Origin of the sequence: Pantoea sp. R102, from assembly GCF_004916815.1 — a bacterium.
Lineage (GTDB): Bacteria > Pseudomonadota > Gammaproteobacteria > Enterobacterales > Enterobacteriaceae > Pantoea > Pantoea dispersa.
In genome coordinates, this window is the sequence record NZ_SDFT01000029.1 from 71,461 (window position 1) to 89,207 (window position 17,747).

Annotated in this window: 11 protein-coding genes and 1 pseudogene; 7 read left to right on the top strand and 5 right to left on the bottom strand. The window is 59.0% G+C overall.

Going from position 1 to position 17,747, the window contains the following annotated elements; genetic code table 11:
• The first annotated feature begins 4 nt into the window (after nt 1-4).
• The 3 genes from deoA to deoD all read left to right on the top strand — a co-directional run bounded on the left by deoA (nt 5) and on the right by deoD (nt 3,393).
• Nucleotides 5-1,327, top strand: coding sequence for a thymidine phosphorylase (gene deoA, locus ERD80_RS03950; protein ID WP_136545817.1), 1,323 nt, complete (start codon nt 5-7; stop codon nt 1,325-1,327).
• Nucleotides 1,328-1,421: 94 nt separating this feature from the next.
• Entirely contained in the window at nt 1,422-2,645 is a 1,224-nt protein-coding gene (deoB, locus tag ERD80_RS03955) for a phosphopentomutase (protein WP_021507655.1), read from the top strand.
• A 34-nt stretch (nt 2,646-2,679) separates the two neighbouring features.
• On the top strand, nt 2,680-3,393 hold the full coding sequence (gene deoD / locus ERD80_RS03960) for a purine-nucleoside phosphorylase (RefSeq protein ID WP_136545819.1): 714 nt from the start codon (nt 2,680-2,682) through the stop codon (nt 3,391-3,393).
• Nucleotides 3,394-3,586: 193 nt separating this feature from the next.
• Here deoD and sbmA read toward each other — a convergent pair whose 3' ends face one another.
• Complete coding sequence (sbmA, locus tag ERD80_RS03965; RefSeq protein ID WP_136545821.1) at nt 3,587-4,822, bottom strand: peptide antibiotic transporter SbmA; 1,236 nt, start codon at nt 4,820-4,822, stop codon at nt 3,587-3,589.
• Nucleotides 4,823-5,116: 294 nt separating this feature from the next.
• On the opposite strand from sbmA, the gene ERD80_RS03970 reads away from it, so the two are divergent.
• The 4 genes from ERD80_RS03970 to ERD80_RS03985 all read left to right on the top strand — a co-directional run bounded on the left by ERD80_RS03970 (nt 5,117) and on the right by ERD80_RS03985 (nt 12,672).
• Nucleotides 5,117-5,854, top strand: a complete 738-nt coding sequence (locus ERD80_RS03970) for a gluconate 2-dehydrogenase subunit 3 family protein (protein WP_136545823.1) — start codon at nt 5,117-5,119, stop codon at nt 5,852-5,854.
• A 2-nt stretch (nt 5,855-5,856) separates the two neighbouring features.
• Complete coding sequence (locus ERD80_RS03975; protein ID WP_021507807.1) at nt 5,857-7,641, top strand: GMC family oxidoreductase; 1,785 nt, start codon at nt 5,857-5,859, stop codon at nt 7,639-7,641.
• A gap of 11 nt (nt 7,642-7,652) precedes the next feature.
• A complete protein-coding gene (locus tag ERD80_RS03980; protein ID WP_058759272.1) occupies nt 7,653-8,972 on the top strand; it encodes a cytochrome c in 1,320 nt (439 codons plus the stop codon).
• A 196-nt stretch (nt 8,973-9,168) separates the two neighbouring features.
• Nucleotides 9,169-12,672 carry an Ig-like domain-containing protein gene (locus ERD80_RS03985; RefSeq protein WP_136545825.1) on the top strand — a complete coding sequence of 1,168 codons (3,504 nt, stop codon included), beginning with the start codon at nt 9,169-9,171 and terminating at the stop codon, nt 12,670-12,672.
• A 140-nt stretch (nt 12,673-12,812) separates the two neighbouring features.
• Here the strand turns inward: ERD80_RS03985 and ERD80_RS03990 are convergent, their stop codons facing one another.
• The 4 genes and pseudogenes from ERD80_RS03990 to ERD80_RS04005 all read right to left on the bottom strand — a co-directional run.
• The gene (locus tag ERD80_RS03990; RefSeq protein ID WP_136545827.1) at nt 12,813-14,222 is read right to left on the bottom strand and encodes an MFS transporter; all 1,410 of its coding nucleotides are present in this window, start codon (nt 14,220-14,222) and stop codon (nt 12,813-12,815) included.
• A 186-nt stretch (nt 14,223-14,408) separates the two neighbouring features.
• On the bottom strand, nt 14,409-15,929 hold the full coding sequence (abgT, locus tag ERD80_RS03995; RefSeq protein WP_136545829.1) for a p-aminobenzoyl-glutamate transporter: 1,521 nt from the start codon (nt 15,927-15,929) through the stop codon (nt 14,409-14,411).
• 217 nt (nt 15,930-16,146) lie between these two features.
• Entirely contained in the window at nt 16,147-17,592 is a 1,446-nt protein-coding gene (locus ERD80_RS04000) for a M20 family metallopeptidase (RefSeq protein WP_136545831.1), read from the bottom strand.
• Nucleotides 17,589-17,747: pseudogene (locus ERD80_RS04005) on the bottom strand (M20 family metallo-hydrolase); the annotation flags it as partial. The pseudogene ERD80_RS04005 and the gene ERD80_RS04000, both read right to left, overlap by 4 nt.

Sequence of the window (17,747 nt, forward strand, 5' to 3'; positions counted from 1 at the left end):
AACCTTGTTCCTGCCACAAGAAATTATTCGTAAAAAACGCGACGGCCAGCCGCTGAGCGAAGCGGAAATCCGCTTTTTCATCAACGGCGTGCGTGATAACAGCGTATCTGAAGGGCAAATCGCCGCGCTGGCGATGACGATTTATTTTCACGACATGAACCTGGAAGAACGCGTGGCGCTGACCATGGCGATGCGCGATTCCGGCACGGTACTCAACTGGCAGGCGCTGAATCTCAACGGACCGATTGTTGATAAACACTCGACCGGCGGCGTGGGCGATGTCACTTCGCTGATGCTGGGTCCGATGGTGGCGGCCTGCGGCGGCTACGTGCCTATGATTTCCGGGCGCGGCCTCGGTCACACCGGCGGCACGCTGGATAAGCTGGAAGCTATTCCCGGCTTCGATATCTTCCCCAGCGACGATCGCTTCCGCCAGATCATCAAACAGGTCGGCGTTGCCATTATCGGTCAGACTAATTCGCTGGCGCCGGCGGACAAGCGGTTCTACGCCACGCGCGATATCACCGCCACCGTGGATTCCATTCCGCTGATCACCGCCTCGATCCTCGCCAAAAAATTAGCCGAAGGATTAGACGCGCTGGTGATGGATGTCAAAGTCGGATCCGGGGCGTTTATGCCAACCTTTGAGGCCTCGCAGCAGCTGGCGCAGGCGATTGTCGGCGTCGCCAACGGTGCGGGATGCAAAACCACCGCGCTGCTCACCGACATGAATCAGGTGCTGGCGTCGAGCGCCGGTAATGCGCTGGAAGTGCGCGAAGCGGTGCATTTCCTCACCGGCGAGGCGCGCAATCCGCGGCTGCTGGAGGTCACGCTGGCGCTGTGCGCTGAGATGCTCATCTCCGGCAAGCTGGCGGCGAACGAAGCCGAAGCGCGGCAAAAACTGCAGCAGGTGCTGGATAACGGTAAAGCGGCTGAGGTGTTTGCCCGCATGGTGGCGGCGCAGAACGGCCCGACGGATTTCATCGAGCAGATGGACCGCTATCTGCCGGCACCGATGCTGAGCAAAGCGGTGTACGCCGATCGTCCCGGCATCGTCAGCGCCATGGACACGCGGGCGCTGGGCATGGCGGTGGTGACGCTGGGCGGTGGCCGTCAGCGCGCCAGCGACAGCATTGATTACAGCGTGGGCCTCAGCGACATGATCACGCTGGGCAGTGAGGTCAATGCGCAGCAGCCGCTGGCGGTGATTCATGCCGCATCGGAAGCGCAGTGGCAGCAGGCCGCTGCGGCAGTGAAAGCGGCGATAACGCCCAGCGACCATGCTCCGCAGGCCACGCCGGTGGTGTATCGCCGCATCAGCGAATAGTGGCGTAACTGCGTGCCAGGCAGCGGCCGTTCGGGTATACTGATCTGATCGCTTTTTTTTGACTTGTCATCGCGCTATGGCGCAGGAGACTTGCATGAAACGTGCTTTTATTATGGTTCTCGACTCCTTCGGGATTGGTTCCAGCAAAGACGCCGATAAATTCGGTGATGAAGGATCGGATACGCTCGGCCATATCGCCGAAGCGTGCTTTGAAGGCCGCGCCAATGAAGGCCGCGAAGGTCCGCTGCATCTGCCCAACATGACCGCGCTCGGCCTTGGCAAAGCGGCGGAACTCTCTACCGGCCGCTTCCCGCCGGGACTGGATCCGCAGGCGGAAATTATCGGCGCGTACGCCTACGCCAGCGAACTCTCTTCGGGCAAAGATACGCCGTCCGGCCACTGGGAAATCGCCGGGGTGCCGGTGCTGTTTGACTGGGGCTACTTCAGCGACAAAGAGAACAGCTTCCCGCAGGAGCTGCTGGATACGCTGGTAAAACGCGCCGATCTGCCGGGCTACCTCGGCAACTGCCACTCCTCCGGCACGGTAATCCTTGACCAGTTGGGCGAGGAGCACATGAAAAGCGGCAAGCCGATTTTCTACACCTCGGCAGATTCGGTGTTCCAGATTGCCTGTCATGAAGAGACCTTTGGCCTCGATCGCCTGTACGCGCTGTGTGAAATTGCGCGTGAAGAGCTGACCAACGGCGGCTATAACATTGGCCGTGTGATTGCGCGTCCGTTTGTCGGCGATAAAGCCGGTAACTTCCAGCGCACCGGTAACCGTCACGATCTGGCGGTCGAACCCCCGGCACCAACCATGCTGAAAAAGCTGGTGGATGAGAAGGGCGGCGAAGTGATTTCAGTGGGTAAAATCGCTGATATCTACGCGGAGCAGGGCATCACGCAAAAGGTCAAAGCCACCGGTCTGGATGCGCTGTTTGATGCCACCATTGAGCAGATGAAGAAGGCGCCGGACAACTCGATAGTGTTCACCAACTTCGTCGATTTTGACTCGACCTGGGGCCATCGCCGCGATATCGCCGGTTATGCCGGTGGGCTGGAGCTGTTTGACCGTCGTCTGCCGGAGCTGATGGCGCTGGTGAAAGAGGGCGATATCCTGATCCTCACCGCTGACCACGGCTGCGATCCGAGCTGGCACGGTACAGAGCACACGCGCGAGCACATCCCGATTCTGATCTACGGTCCAGAAGTAAAACCGGGCTCGCTGGGTTACCGCGATACCTTCGCCGATATCGGCCAGACCATCGCCAGCTATTTTGGCCTGTCCAGCATGGACTACGGCAAAAGCTTGCTGTAAAACAGCCACCACTTTTTGATAAGGAAGAACAACAATGGCAACTCCTCATATTAATGCCGAAATGGGCGATTTCGCGGACGTGGTGCTGATGCCAGGCGATCCGCTGCGTGCAAAACACATTGCCGAGACCTTCCTCGACGATGTGGTCGAAGTGAACAACATACGCGGCATGCTGGGCTTCACCGGGACTTACAAAGGCCGCAAAATCTCCGTAATGGGCCACGGTATGGGTATTCCATCCTGCTCGATCTACACCAAAGAGCTGATCACCGATTTCGGCGTGAAGAAGATCATTCGTGTGGGTTCCTGCGGTGCAGTGCGTGCAGACGTGAAACTGCGTGATGTGGTGATTGGTATGGGTGCCTGCACCGACTCAAAAGTTAACCGCATGCGTTTCAAGGATCACGATTTTGCCGCCATCGCGGATTTCGACATGGTGCGTAACGCGGTTGATGCAGCTAAAGCGCTGGGCGTGGACGCGCGCGTCGGTAACATCTTCTCCGCTGATTTGTTCTATACGCCGGACCCGCAGATGTTCGACGTGATGGAGAAGTACGGCATTCTCGGTGTGGAGATGGAAGCGGCCGGCATCTACGGTGTGGCGGCAGAGTTTGGTGCCAAAGCGCTGACCATCTGTACCGTGTCGGACCACATTCGTACGCACGAGCAAACCACCGCGGCAGAGCGTCAGACGACGTTCAACGATATGATTAAGATCGCGCTGGAGTCGGTGCTGCTGGGGGATTGATTTTCCCCGGTTTTCCTTCGCCCTCACCCTAACCCTCTCCCGCGGGCGGGAGAGGGGACTGTCCGGAGCGATGTCGGCGTACAGTGCGGTTCTGCACCCGGCCCTCACCCTAACCCTCTCCCGCGGGCGGGAGAGGGAACTGTCCGGAGTGATGCCGGAGTACAGTGCGGTTCTGCGCCCGAGCCTTTTCCGCTTACTCCGAGGCTTCGCGCAGCATCTCGTCGTGCGGAATATCCTGCAGAATCTGCTCGAAGCTGCGCAGACGTTTGTAGATCGACATCAGCGTAATCAGCGTGGACCACGAGGTGATCAGATACTGGAAGGAGGAGCGCACCTGGTCGAACACGTTGGTGATCTGGTTAAGCAGCCCCAGCGTGATGGTGCCCGCAACAATCGAGGGGAACAGCACGAACAGCCCGAACACATTGTCCACCTGCAGATAGAGAATGCGCGTGATGTTGAAATAGAGGTAGTGGAAATAGAGGCGGAAATAGTTGTGACGCACGCGGCTGAACAGCTCCTGCACCGTAGGCGGCGCGGCGCGCTGCGGATCGTCCTCGCCGTACACCAGCTCTTTACGGTACGCGGCTTCCACCCGCTGATTGCGAAACTCCAGCCCCGGCAGTTTAATCCCCACCAGCGCCAGCAGCGCGGTACCAAACAGCGACCACAGCAGCGCGGCGATCACCAGCGCATAAGGGATATTGCCGAGGATCGGCACTTCTTTCACGTGATGCGATAGCGTCACCAGCACCGGCAGAAACGCCACCAGCGTCATGATGGCCTGGATAAAGCTGATGCCCCAGTCCTGCAGCGTACTGGCGAAGCGCATGGTGTCTTCCTGCACACGCTGTGCGGCACCTTCTACCAGACGCAGGCGCTGCCAGTTATGCATGTAATAGTTGTTCATCGCGGTACGCCACCGGAACACCCAGTGGCTGACGAAAAACGAGTTCATCACGCCGATCACTACCGCAATCAGCGCAATGCCGAGAAACGCCAGTACCTGCACATAGAACTGATTGATGCTCACCGAGCCGGCTTTGGTCAGCGCCTGCTGAATCATGTCGTAAAACGGACCATACCAGGCGTTAACGCCGACGCCAACCTGCACGCCAAACCAGGTGACAAAGATAATCAGTAACGATCCCCATACCGACCAGCGCTGCCACGGATGGTTGTCGATGATGCGCCACACCAGCGCAAAGGCGCCACCCATGATCCAGTAGTAGGCATAAAACCACAGCTGGCTGGCGTGGATAAAGCGGCTGGCGTTGGTCGGCAGCGGCTGCTGCATCGCCGCCTGCAAAGCGGGAAAGCGCGCCGGAAAATCATTGAAAAAGCCAAACCAGGCAAAAATGGCAACCAGGCTCCAAATCGCGGCCGAGCTGAAAAACAGCGCCGGCCGCGGAAAATAGGACTTAAACATAGGCACTCCGCTGTTGTGTGTACTCTTTATACCGCTTCCGGCATTTATCTGTCTGTTGTCGGTTGTATCCGACGATGACAGCATCGCCGCATTTATGTAAAGCGGCAGAGTTAGTTGTTAAGTTTTTTGTGCTCATTTGTTTCGGGAAACTAAATTATTAACGGCGATGGTGTTACACTACGCCAACTGTTACCGGTAACAGTCTTGCTGTATCCCTTAAAACGCCAATAAAAATCATTACAACGCAACTACTTAACTTTCATGCCGCATTATATGCGGTAATGAGGCAATGTCATGTCAGAAGAAAAAAAGGGTCACACTCGCCGGGATTTCCTGCTGAGAACCATCACCCTGGCGCCGGCAATGGCGGTAGGCAGTACGGCGATGGGCGCACTGGTCGCGCCAATGGCCGCCGGTGCGGCAGCGTCTACAGCCGCTGCGCCGCAGCAGGCGCGCGAATATCAACCGGTGTGGTTTACCGCCGAAGAGTTTGCCTTCATCAAAGCCGCCGTGGCGCGCCTGATCCCCAACGATGAACGTGGTCCTGGCGCGCTGGAAGCTGGCGTACCGGAGTTTATCGATCGCCAGATGAATACGCCGTATGCCACCGGCAGCAACTGGTATATGCAGGGACCGTTCAATCCGGATCTGCCAAAAGAGCTCGGCTATCAGCTGCCGCTGGTGCCGCAGCAGATCTACCGTCTCGGCCTGGCCGATGCCGATGGCTGGAGCAAACAGCAGCACGGCAAGGTATTTGCTGAGCTGACGCCCACGCAGCAGGACGCGCTACTGAGCGCCTTCGAAAACGGCAGCGCGCAATTCCCGCAGGTGCCGGCCAAAACCTTCTTCGCCTTTCTGTTGCAAAACACCCGCGAGGGCTACTTCAGCGATCCGATCCACGGCGGCAATCAGGGCATGGTGGGCTGGAAGCTGATCGGCTTCCCTGGCGCACGCGCCGACTTTATGGATTGGGTAGAGCGCGGCGAACGTTATCCGTTCCCGTCAGTTGATATTCGCGGCGAGAGGGCGTAACCGTGGCAAATGCGTTAAAAAAAGTGGATGTGGCGATCGTCGGTTTCGGCTGGGCCGGGGCGATCATGGCGAAAGAGCTGACCGAGGCCGGTCTGCATGTGGTGGCGCTGGAGCGCGGGCCGCATCGCGATACCTATCCGGATGGATCCTATCCACAGTCGATTGATGAACTGACTTATAACATCCGCAAAAAGCTGTTCCAGGATCTGTCAAAAAGCACCGTAACTATCCGTCACGATGCCTCACAAACCGCCGTACCGTATCGTCAGCTGGCGGCATTCCTGCCGGGCACCGGCACCGGCGGCGCCGGCCTGCACTGGTCGGGCGTGCACTTCCGCGTCGACCCGGTCGAGCTGAACCTGCGCAGTCACTACGAGCAGCGTTACGGCAAAAACTTTATCCCGGAAGGCATGACCATTCAGGATTTCGGCGTCAGCTATGACGAGCTGGAACCGTTCTTCGATCAGGCGGAAAAAGTGTTCGGCACCTCCGGCAGCGCCTGGTCAATCAAGGGCAAAGTGGTGGGCAAAGAGAAAGGCGGCAACCCGTATGCGCCGGATCGCTCCAGCGACTTCCCGCTGCCCGCGCAGAAGCGCACCTGGTCGGCACAGCTGTTTGCCCAGGCGGCGGAATCGGTGGGCTATCACCCTTACGATATGCCATCGGCCAACACCTCCGGTCCTTACACCAATACTTACGGCGCGCAGATGGGGCCGTGCAACTTCTGCGGCTACTGTAGCGGCTACGCCTGCTATATGTACTCCAAAGCGTCGCCGAACGTTAACATTCTGCCCGCGCTGCGCCAGGAGCCGAAGTTTGAGCTGCGCAACAACGCGTATGTGCTGCGCGTCAACCTGACCGACGATAAAAAACGCGCGACCGGCGTCACCTATCTGGACGGTCAGGGACGTGAAGTGGAGCAGCCGGCGGATCTGGTGATCCTCTCCGCCTTCCAGTTCCACAACGTGCACCTGATGCTGCTGTCCGGCATCGGCAAGCCGTACAACCCCATCAGCAACGAGGGTGTGGTCGGCCGTAACTTTGCCTACCAGAACATCTCCACGCTGAAGGCGCTGTTCGATAAAAACACCACCACCAATCCGTTTATCGGTGCCGGTGGCGCGGGCGTGGCGGTGGATGATTACAACGCCGATAACTTTGACCATGGTCCGTACGGCTTTGTCGGCGGTTCACCGTTCTGGGTCAACCAGGCGGGCACCAAGCCGATCTCCGGCCTGCCGACGCCAACAGGCACGCCGAACTGGGGCAGCCAGTGGAAAGCGGCGGTGGCGGATACCTATAACCATCACGTGTCGATGGATGCGCACGGCGCGCACCAGTCGTATCGCGCTAACTACCTCGATCTCGATCCCAACTACAAAGATGCTTACGGCCAGCCGCTGCTGCGTATGACCTTTGACTGGCAGGACAACGACATCAAAATGGCGCAGTTCATGATCGGCAAGATGCGCAAAATCACTGAAGCGATGAATCCGAAGATGATCATTGGCGGCGCGAAAGGGCCGGGTGCCCATTTCGATACCACCGTGTACCAGACCACGCACATGAGCGGCGGCGCCATCATGGGCGAAGATCCTAAAACCAGCGCGGTGAACCGCTATCTGCAAAGCTGGGATGTACCGAACGTGTTTGTCGCCGGCGCTTCTGCCTTCCCGCAGGGGCTGGGCTACAACCCCACCGGCATGGTGGCGGCGCTGAGCTACTGGTCCGCTAAAGCGATTCGTGAACAGTATCTGAAGAACCCCGGCCCGCTGGTACAGGCATAAGGAACATGGCGATGATCAAAAGTTTAACAGCCCTGTTGCTGGGCACCCTGTCGTTCGCCGCGCTGGCGGAGGACACCGCCGCCGATGCGCTGGTGCAGCGCGGTGAGTATCTGGCGCGCGCCGGTGACTGCGTCGCCTGCCACAGCACCGCAGGCGGTAAACCGTTTGCCGGCGGCCTGGCGATGGCGACGCCGATTGGCACCATCTACTCCACCAATATCACGCCGGATAAGGCAACCGGCATTGGTGACTACAGCTATGACGACTTCCAGAAAGCGGTGCGTCATGGCGTGGCGAAAAACGGCGACACGCTCTATCCGGCGATGCCGTATCCGTCCTATGCGGTGGTCAGCGATGACGACATGAAGGCGCTGTATGCCTACTTCATGCACGGCGTGGCACCGGTGGCGCAGGCTAACAAAGAGAGCGACATTCCGTGGCCGCTGTCGATGCGCTGGCCGCTGGCGATCTGGCGCGGCCTGTTTGCGCCAGATGTGAAGGCGTTCCAGCCGGCAGCGCAGGAAGATCCGGCGCTGGCGCGCGGTCGCTATCTGGTGGAAGGACTGGGCCACTGCGGTGCCTGCCACACGCCGCGCAGCTTCACTATGCAGGAGAAAGCGCTGAATAACGGCCAGGGCAATGATTATCTTGCCGGCAGCAGCGCGCCGATTGACGGCTGGACCGCCAGCAACCTGCGCGGTGACAACCGCGATGGCCTGGGGCGCTGGAGCGAAGCGGATCTGCAGCAGTTCCTGCGCTATGGCCGTAACGATCACACGGCGGCGTTTGGTGGCATGACCGAGGTAGTGCAGCACAGCCTGCAGTATCTCAGCGATGCGGATATCAGCGCGATTGCCCGTTACCTGAAATCGCTCGGCGCGAAAGATCCGTCTCAGGCGGTGTTCCGTGAGGATGACGCAGTGGCCCGGGCGCTGTGGAAAGGTGACGACAGCCAGCCGGGTGCCGGCGTGTATGTCGACAGCTGTGCGGCGTGTCATAAAACCGACGGCAGCGGCTATCAACGCTTCTATCCGGCACTGCGCGGGAATCCGGTGGTGATGGCAGAGGATCCGACGTCGCTGATTCACATCGTACTGGTAGGCGGCACGCTGCCGGGCGTGCAAGGCGCACCGACCGCGATCACTATGCCGGCGTTTGGCTGGCGTCTGAACGACAGCCAGGTGGCTGATGTGGTGAACTTTATCCGCAGCAGCTGGGGCAACGGCGTGCAGACCAAAGTCACGGCGAAACAGGTGGCGAAACTGCGCCAGGATGACAGCGTGCAGCCAAAACAGGGCAGCGCGGATATCCGGGTGCTGGAAAAGCAGTAAGCCTGTCTTAAGCATTTCCTTCAGGTCATGGCGCGGTTCATGGCCTGAAGGGTGCGAAAAATCCCACTAAAATTCATTATCTTAGATTTTCCTTTCAGACGTTTCTTGTAAGAGATTTCTCCCCCACGTTTAAAAATCCCTGCCGCTTATTAAGCGTTACTTTAACGATATTAACTCTGGCGAAAAGGATGACCATATGTCTGTAGGCTATTACGACCCGACCAAACCGGGGCAGGAGAACTACGTCAATTCACCTTATCAGTACTGGAAAGGGGTGGTTGAGGATAAGAGCGTCAGCTATATCGAATTTGCCATTAACGGCCAGTTGTTTACCACCCAGGTTCAGGCCGATGGCAGCTGGGAGTATCAGCTGCCGCTGCGGCTGGAAGAGGGGAGCCATAATCTCACCATCCGCTTTTTCGACCGGGCCGGCAACGCCGGGATTCCGTTCCAGACGCGGCTGGAAGTCGATCTCAGCCCGCCCGATATGCCGGCAATTATGCGCGTACTGGATGATTTCGGACCGGTGCAGGGCCCGGTTGGCAACAAAGGCTTCACCGATGATAAAACGCCAGCCATTACCGGTTATGCCGAGCCGGACAGCATTGTCCGCCTGTACAGCAACGGCGTGCTGGTTGGCAGCGTGCAGGCGGCGAAAAACGGCCAGTGGACCATTACGCCGGAACTGAGTGACGGTGAACAGCGCCTGTACGTCACCGCCACCGATAAATTCGGCCAGGTCAGTTTTGATTCCCCGGTCTATACGCTTTACGTCAATTCGCCGCGCATCGATAAGCCGCAGCTGCTGGAAGTCTATGATAATGAAGGGGTGAACACCGGTGTGATCAAAGCCGGTAGCGAAAGCGACGATCGCAGCCCGCGCCTGAGCGGCAACGCGCCGCTGGACGCAGAAAACGTCATCATCTTCGTCAACGGGGTACGCGTCGGCGTGGCACCGGTGATTGACGGGCAGTGGCGCTGGGAGAGCAACGTTGATCTGCTGGGCTACGGTGAAAACACCATTACTACCCGCGCGCAAAATAACCGTGGTGAGTTGAGCGATGCGAGCGAGCCGTTTACCTATACGGTGGTGCCCACCGCGCCGGTGAAGATTGAGTATGCGCTGGATAATTTTGGCACGGCACAGGGCAAACTGGAAAACGGCGCGCTGACCGATGACTTCACCCCCACGCTCAAAGGCACGGCGGAAGCCAACAGTATCGTCTACGTGTATGCCACACGCGAAAACGGCAGCTGGTGGCTGAAAGGCAGCACCCAGGCGGATGCCTTTGGCCACTGGCAGGTGGAAATCGCCCGACTGGATGGCGGGGCCGGCCCGTATCACTTCCAGGCCAGTAACAGCCCGACGCGCGATCCCGCTGCGCCGCTGTTCGACCTGTATGTGTCAGACAACGGCACCCGCCTGAAGCCCACCATCAACACGGCGCACGATAATGTCGGGCCCGAGCAGGGCAAATTAATCAACGGTGCCACCACCGATGACATGGCGCCGACGCTGCAGGGCAAAGCCGAAGCCAACAGCATGGTGTATATCCATGCGCGGCATATTGATGGCCACTGGGTAGTGTTAGGCAGCGTTAAGGCCGATGCCTGGGGCAACTGGATAACGGAAGTGCGTGCGCTGCGCGGGGGATACGGCACTTATGAGTTTCAGGCTGCCAAAACTTTTGATCGCGACACCAGCGCCGAGGTGTTCAGTCTCAACATGGTGCCGGAAAAACCCGGTATCGTTTCTGCCTGGGATAATTTTGGCGCGCAGACCGGCGTGCTGCATCAGGGCGATGTCACTGATGACCTGACGCCAACGCTGAAAGGCCATGCTGCAGCGAACAGCGTGGTTTATATCTATGCCCGTCACGTGAACGGGGTATGGGTGACGCTCGGCAGCACCGTTGCGGATGCTCATGGTCACTGGCAAAGCGAAGTGCGCGCGTTACGCGGCGGCTTTGGCAAATATGAGTTCCAGGTCTCAGACAGCCCGGTGCGTGACGCCGCCGCCGACGTTTTCGACCTGACGATTATCTCCGGCAAGACGGAGATTATTTCTGCGTGGGATGATAACGGACCAAAGCAGGGCCAGCTGAAAAGCGGTGATATCACCGATGATATGACGCCAACCCTGAAAGGCACGTCTGCACCCAATAAGGTGGTGTATATCTTCGGCTGCCATATTGAGGGCCACTGGGTATTAATGGACTCGGTCACAGCGGATGCTACGGGTAACTGGAGCTATCAGTCTTACGATCGCTCACCGTGGAAAGGACTGACGCAATTTCAGGTCAGTGATAGCGCCATTCGTGATGTGAATGCGCCAACCTTTCTGCTGGAGATCAATGTCGATCCGCCGAAGGTCGATCACAAGGGGCTAGTGTGGAATTTCAACGACGGCACCCAGCAGGGCTGGATCGCCAGCGGTCTGTATCACAAAAATGACAACATCGGGGTTAAGCGCTGGAGCGGAGGCAATTCCTCTTATGAGTTGGGTTCCATGACCAACGGTTCAAACACCAACGGGTTCAAAGGAGAAGTGGTTTATCGCTATATTCAGGTCGAAGCGGGTAAAACCTACCAGTTCGATTTTGATGGCTACCGTATTCCTGGCGGGAGCCTGAAACCGAAAATCGGTCTGGACGTTAATGGACAGAAAGTGATTCCCAACATGGGCCTGGATGCTGCCTGGAATCATTTCAGCGGACTGTATACCGCCAGCAAAACAGAAGTGGTTCGCGTGGCGGTAACCAATGAGGTTAATAACGGTAACGGCAACGATTTCGCTATCGATAACATCGGGGTTAAAGAAATCAGCCGGGTTCGTGGACAACCTGATCTGGTGAAAGATGCTAACGGTCATCCGCGCTATATCGATTTTAAAACCGGGGTCAGTTATACCATCGACGACAGTCTGAAAATGACGCTGATTAAAGGACCGAATATCGGCGGCGAGCAAAAAACGCTGAAGCATGGCGAAATCATTGTTGGCCGTGGCGGCCAGATGAAGCTGGATTTCGACGGCGTGGCGGAGAAAGTGGTGCTGAAATCGGATTATGTGCACAGCAAAGGCAATTACATCGATTTCTATGACACGCAAGGTAAATTGCTGCACAGCTATGAGCTGAAGGCGCACCCTGGCACCCTGCGAAGCGACATTGTCGAGTACCACGCCCCGGCCGGTAAGCTGATCGGTTCAGCCGTGGTGCGCGTCAATCCGGCAGAAGTGGATTCGGTGAACAATCCGGGCGGCGTGCGCATCAGTGACGTTGAATGGGGCATGCATGACGATCATGTCGGTATCACTACCTTTGATGTTCCTGCCGTCATCACCCTGGGCGATGAATTCGCCGTTTCCCTGAGCGATGTGCTGGCGCAGGGCAAGCAGGGCAGCACCATCGATATGACGGGTCACGGCAAAAACGTCCTGAGCGTAGCGGTTGACGATATCCTGCAGGTTGGAAGTCAGGATCTGTTCGTGAAAGACGGCAAAACCCAGCTGCTGATCAAAGGCGATGCGCAGGACGTGGTGAAGCTGGATGACATCCTCGGCGACGGCGGTGACGTGGGCGATTGGGTGAAACAGCAGGGCAGCACCACGGTGGCTGGCGTGAAGTATCAGGTTTACAGCCACAGCGGCGTCGATGCCGACGTGCTGATCCAGGAAGGGGTGAAAACCGAACTGGTGTAAATCTGGCGGGGGCGGAAACGCCCCCCAAAGGTTTGCATCAGGACGTAGCGGCGCGATTTATCGCGCGATGAATCGTGCCGCTCCAAAGGGTGCGCATTGCCGGGCTGAACCGGCCGCCGCCCACCCTGCGCCCATCCGGGTTAAATGTTCTCCAGATCCAGCCCCCGCGTCTTCGGCCCGTAAATCCCGACCGACAGCATCACCATCAGCATACTCAGCACGATAAACACGATCACTCCCTGACTGCCGGCATACTGCAGAATCAGGCCAATCAGAATACTGCTGAAAGCGGTCGACAGCCGGCTGAACGAATAGCAGAAGCCGACGGCGCGCGCACGAATGTGCGTCGGGAAGATCTCAGTCTGATACGCGTGATAGCTGAAGGTCAGCCAGGCGTTGCTGTAGGTGATCAGGAAACCGCACACCACCATCAGCAGCGGGTTGCTGGTCAGCGCGAACAGTGTGCCGAACACCACCGTCATCAGCGATGAAAAAACGATCTGCCATTTGTTTTCCAGCCGGTCGGCGTAGCGGCTGCAGATCAGCGAGCCGAGCGGATAGGCCAGCGTGATGAAAAAGGCGTACAGCAGGCTGTGGGTAACGGTGGCCCCCTTGCCAGACAGCAGCGCCGGCAGCCAGTTACCGAAGCCGAAGAAGCCAATTGCCTGGAAGAAGTTCATCACCACCAGCATCAGCGTACGCTGGCGATAAGCCGGTGCCCAGATTTCGCTAAAACGCCCTTTTTTCGGCAGCTGTACCGCCGCATCACGCTGAGAGAAATCGTCTCCCGGCGCGATGCCGCAGCGTTTTTCCATCTCGCTCAGCACCCGGTGCGCGTCCTGATGCCGCCCCTGCTGCGCCAGCCAGCGCGCCGACTCCGGCAGGTTTTTCCGGATAAACCAGATCACCAGCGAGCACAGCGCACCGGCGATCACGACCCAGCGCCAGCCTTCGAGGCCGAGCAGGGTTTGCGGTACCAGCCACCATGACATCAGCGCCACCGTCGGCACCGACAGGAACTGAACGAAAAAAGAGAAGGCAAACGCGCGGCTGCGCAGATGGGCTGGCACCCACTCCGACAGATAGGTATCGATGGTCACCAGCTCGACGCCCAGACCGATACCGACCAGGAAGCGGCACAGAATAATCATCTCCGCGCTGTGCTGGAACGCCATCAGCAGTGAGAACGCACCGTACCACGCCAGCGCGCACATAAAGGTCAGGCGACGGCCGAAGCGGTCGGCATAGGGCGTCAGCAGGCTGGCACCGACAAACAGGCCGAGAAAGGTCGCCGAGGCGAACGCCGCCTGATCGGCGATACCAAACACGCCCGCGGTGCCGGTGTGGAACACGCCAGCGGCGACCAGCCCGGCGCTGATGTAGCCGGTTTCAAACAGATCGTACAGCTCGAAGAAGCCGCCGAGCGCCAGCAGCGTAATAAAGCGCCACAGCCCGGCGGAAGAGGGCAGAGCGTCGATGCGCCCGGCCAGCGTCTGGCGTTCGGTCGCGATGCGATCGGTCGCCACCCCTGTCGAATAGGTGGTTGTCATTATGATTGTTACCTCGGTGTTTGCAGGATCCGCCCGGTGGTGGTTTGTCAGAAATCATTAACCGTTAGCAAGCGAAGAAATAGCAGAATAATCAATTCGTCCGGGGTTGCCGAGAGGCGCAGCGGTGACATTTTGGCAACGTGCGTTGCAGTTCACAGAAAGCGGTACGCCGTCCATGGCGCCAGGTCAGGGCAGATGCGGATAAACGCCCGGACCGATGGGCAGGCCCAGCAGATACCACACCAGCAGCAGCGCGATCCACGTCACAAAGAACACCAGCGGATACGGGAAGATCAGCACGTAGTAGGTGCCGAGCTGCGCGTCTTTTTGATAGCGCTGCAGGAAACCGAGGAACAGCGGCAGAAACGGCGACATCGGCGCCAGCGGCAGCACGGCGGAATCGGCGATGCGGAAAATCATCTGGGCAAACGCCGGGTGAAAGCCGAGCAGCATAAACATCGGCACAAACACCGGCGCGAGGATCGACCAGATCGCCGAGCCGCTGGCGATAAACATGCACAGAAATGCCGAGAGGAACATCAGGCCGAGAAAGGCCGGCGCACCGCTGATGCCGGCGCTCTCCAGCATATCGGTCAGGCCGATGGCCATAAACTTGCCCATGTTGCTCCAGTTGAAGAACGCTACGAACTGCGACAGCGGAAACACCATGACGATAAAGCCGGCCATGCTCTTCATCGGATCCACCAGCAGTCGGGGGATGTCGTCAGCGCGGCGAATCTGCTGCGTCACCGCGCCATAAGCAATCGCCACCACAAAGAAGAACAGGATGATGATCGGCACGATGCCCTGAATAAACGGCGAAGGGATGATGCCGCCGGTTTTCGGGTTGCGCAGCGGCGCATGCTCTGGCACCACCAGCAGCGCCATCACGCCGATGAACACCAGTGCGGCGAGACCGGCCGCCTTCAGGCCGCGATTCTCCTGCGCCGTCAGTGGTGGCAGGCGTTCGTGGTGGCTGCTGTTCCAGACGGGCAGGCGCGGCTCGACAAATTTATCGGTCAGCAGCGCGCCGGCCACGGTCAGTACGATGACCGAGCTGGCCATGAAGAACCAGTTATCGATCACGCTGACGTGGACCGTGTCGCTGACCGCTTTGGCGGCCTCTGTACTGATGCCGGAGAGCAGTACGTCGGTGGTGACGATCAGCAGATTCGCGGTAAAACCCGATGCGACGCCGGCAATCGCCGCCAGCAGGCCCGCGACCGGATGACGCCCGACGGCAAGGAAGATCAGCGCGCCGAGCGGCGGCATCACCACCAGTGCGGCATCGGAAGAGATATGGCTGAAGAACGCGATAAACAGCACCATATAGCTGGCGTAGCGACGGCTGACGCGCGACGCCATTTTCACCATCAGCGACTGCAGCAGGCCGACTTTTTCCGCCAGGCCGGCCCCGATCACCAGCGCCAGAATGGAGCCCAATGGGGTGAAACCGCTGAAGTTTTTGATGATGTTGGGCAGGATCCATTGAATGCCCGCCACGCTCAGCAGGTTATTGACCCGCACCAGTTCGCCATTGGCCGGATTTTTAACGGCTACATCAAGGCTGCTGAGAAGCGCGGTGGCGATCATCAGCACCACGATCAGGTAGACAAACAGTAAGAACGGGTTCGGCACTTTGTTGCCGACCCGCTCAATCCAGCTGAACAGCTTGCCGGGGCTGCGATTTTCGGTCATCACTTCCATCGGTAGATCCTCATGAGTCGTCTCGTCAGTTATGTTTGCGTACTGCTTATATTTTTTTAATGGTGATGCGTTGGTACCAGGTCACCATAAATGGCGACCCTACACGGTAAGGAGCGGTGACCACCGGTCACGCACCCGGTTACTGCGTTGCAGAACGGTCGCAATACGTCCCGTAGGGTGCGCATTTATGCGCACCTGGCGTAATGCGTTGCTGAACTCAGGATGCTAATGTCGATGGCTGCACGCCGGCCGGAATCGGGCACACGTACGGCTGCTCGCGGCGCACGCGGTCAAACTCTTCACGACAGCGCGCCAGCGCGGCATCATCGTGCAACAGCGTCAGCGCGGTGGCGGCCAGCACTTTGGCGGCGAGGCACATCCCTTTGTGGGCAATCGGCGTGCGGCCCTGCGCCACCAGCTGCCAGGTGTGCAGCGGCGTGCCGAAGGCAAAACAGGGGGCAAAACACTGCGCCGTCGGCGTTACCCAGCTCACATCGCCAACGTCGGTTGAGCCGTACAGCAACTCGCGCGTGACCGCATACGGCGCTACCTCATCCATCAGCACTTTATCCCCCAGCGCCTCAGCCCAGGCGATACCCGCTTCGCCACCGGTGCGCGCCGCATTCAGTCGCGCGTTACGCAGATCGTCTTTGCTCAGCGTGGCGCGGATCTCTGCCGCAAACGCCTGTTCCTGCGCGCTGTAGTGCGGCAGACCAAAATGGTGCAAATTACGTTCCATCACCGCTTCCAGCGCGCGGTTGGGCACATAGTTGGAGCAGGCTTTATCAAAACGTACCGTCATCTGCGTATCGGTCATCAGCGCTGCGCCTTTGGCGATGTTGATCACGCGCTGGTAGATATCCTGGGCCTGGTCGAGCTGCGGCGCGCGAATCAGGTACAGCACTTCGGCATCGGCCTGCACCACGTTGGGCGATACGCCGCCGGTTTGGGTGACCGCATAGTGCAGGCGCGCCTCCTGCACGATGTGCTCGCGCAGGAAATTTGCGCCGGTATTCATCAGCGTCACCGCGTCCAGCGCGCTGCGCCCGAGATGCGGCGAGTTAGCGGCATGCGCCGCCACGCCTTTGAAGTGAAACGCCGCCTGAATATTGGCGAGGGTGCTGAGGTTGAACATGCCGCTGAAGCCTTCCGGGTGCCAGGTCACGGCAGCATCGACATCATCAAACAGCCCCTCGCGCACCATAAAGGTTTTACCCGAGCCGCCCTCCTCGCCAGGGCAGCCGTAAAAGCGCAGCGTGCCGCGTCCGCCCTGTTCTGCCCACCAGGCTTTGATGGCGAAAGCGGCGGCCAGGCCGGCGGTACCGAGCAGGTTGTGGCCGCAGCCGTGACCATTGCCGTTTTCCACCAGCGGCTCAGGCGTGGCGCAGCCCGCCTGCTGGCTCAGGCCGGCCAACGCATCAAACTCGCCGAGGATGGCGATCACCGGCTGGCCGTGGCCGATTGAGGCGATAAACGCGGTGTCGAGACCGCCAACGCCGCGCTCGACCTCAAACCCCTCCTGCGCCAGCGCATCGGCCAGCAGCGCAGACGATTGCGTCTCTTCGAAACGGGTTTCCGGCACGTCCCAGATGGCATCGCTGAGGGCACTGAAACGCGCCTGGTGCTGGTCGATGTAGCGATCGATGAAGTCGTGTGCGCTCATCGGGCACCGCCGAATTGCGTCTGGTTAAGCGCCAGCGTAGCCAGCATCTGCACGGCAGTAGCCATCACCGCTTCATCAAAGTCGAACCGCGCATTGTGGTGGCCCGCCGCCAGCTCGCAGCCGAAGATGACGTAAGACGCCTGGCCGCCGCGCTG

Excerpts from the sequence above, each read along its gene's own strand:
- deoB (WP_021507655.1), top strand. The coding sequence starts at position 1,422 with ATGAAACGTGCTTTTATTATGGTTCTCGACTCCTTCGGGATTGGTTCC.
- deoD (WP_136545819.1), top strand. The coding sequence starts at position 2,680 with ATGGCAACTCCTCATATTAATGCCGAAATGGGCGATTTCGCGGACGTG.
- sbmA (WP_136545821.1), bottom strand. The coding sequence starts at position 4,822 with ATGTTTAAGTCCTATTTTCCGCGGCCGGCGCTGTTTTTCAGCTCGGCC.
- ERD80_RS03970 (WP_136545823.1), top strand. The coding sequence starts at position 5,117 with ATGTCAGAAGAAAAAAAGGGTCACACTCGCCGGGATTTCCTGCTGAGA.
- ERD80_RS03980 (WP_058759272.1), top strand. The coding sequence starts at position 7,653 with ATGATCAAAAGTTTAACAGCCCTGTTGCTGGGCACCCTGTCGTTCGCC.
- ERD80_RS03985 (WP_136545825.1), top strand. The coding sequence starts at position 9,169 with ATGTCTGTAGGCTATTACGACCCGACCAAACCGGGGCAGGAGAACTAC.
- ERD80_RS03990 (WP_136545827.1), bottom strand. The coding sequence starts at position 14,222 with ATGACAACCACCTATTCGACAGGGGTGGCGACCGATCGCATCGCGACC.
- abgT (WP_136545829.1), bottom strand. The coding sequence starts at position 15,929 with ATGGAAGTGATGACCGAAAATCGCAGCCCCGGCAAGCTGTTCAGCTGG.
- ERD80_RS04000 (WP_136545831.1), bottom strand. The coding sequence starts at position 17,592 with ATGAGCGCACACGACTTCATCGATCGCTACATCGACCAGCACCAGGCG.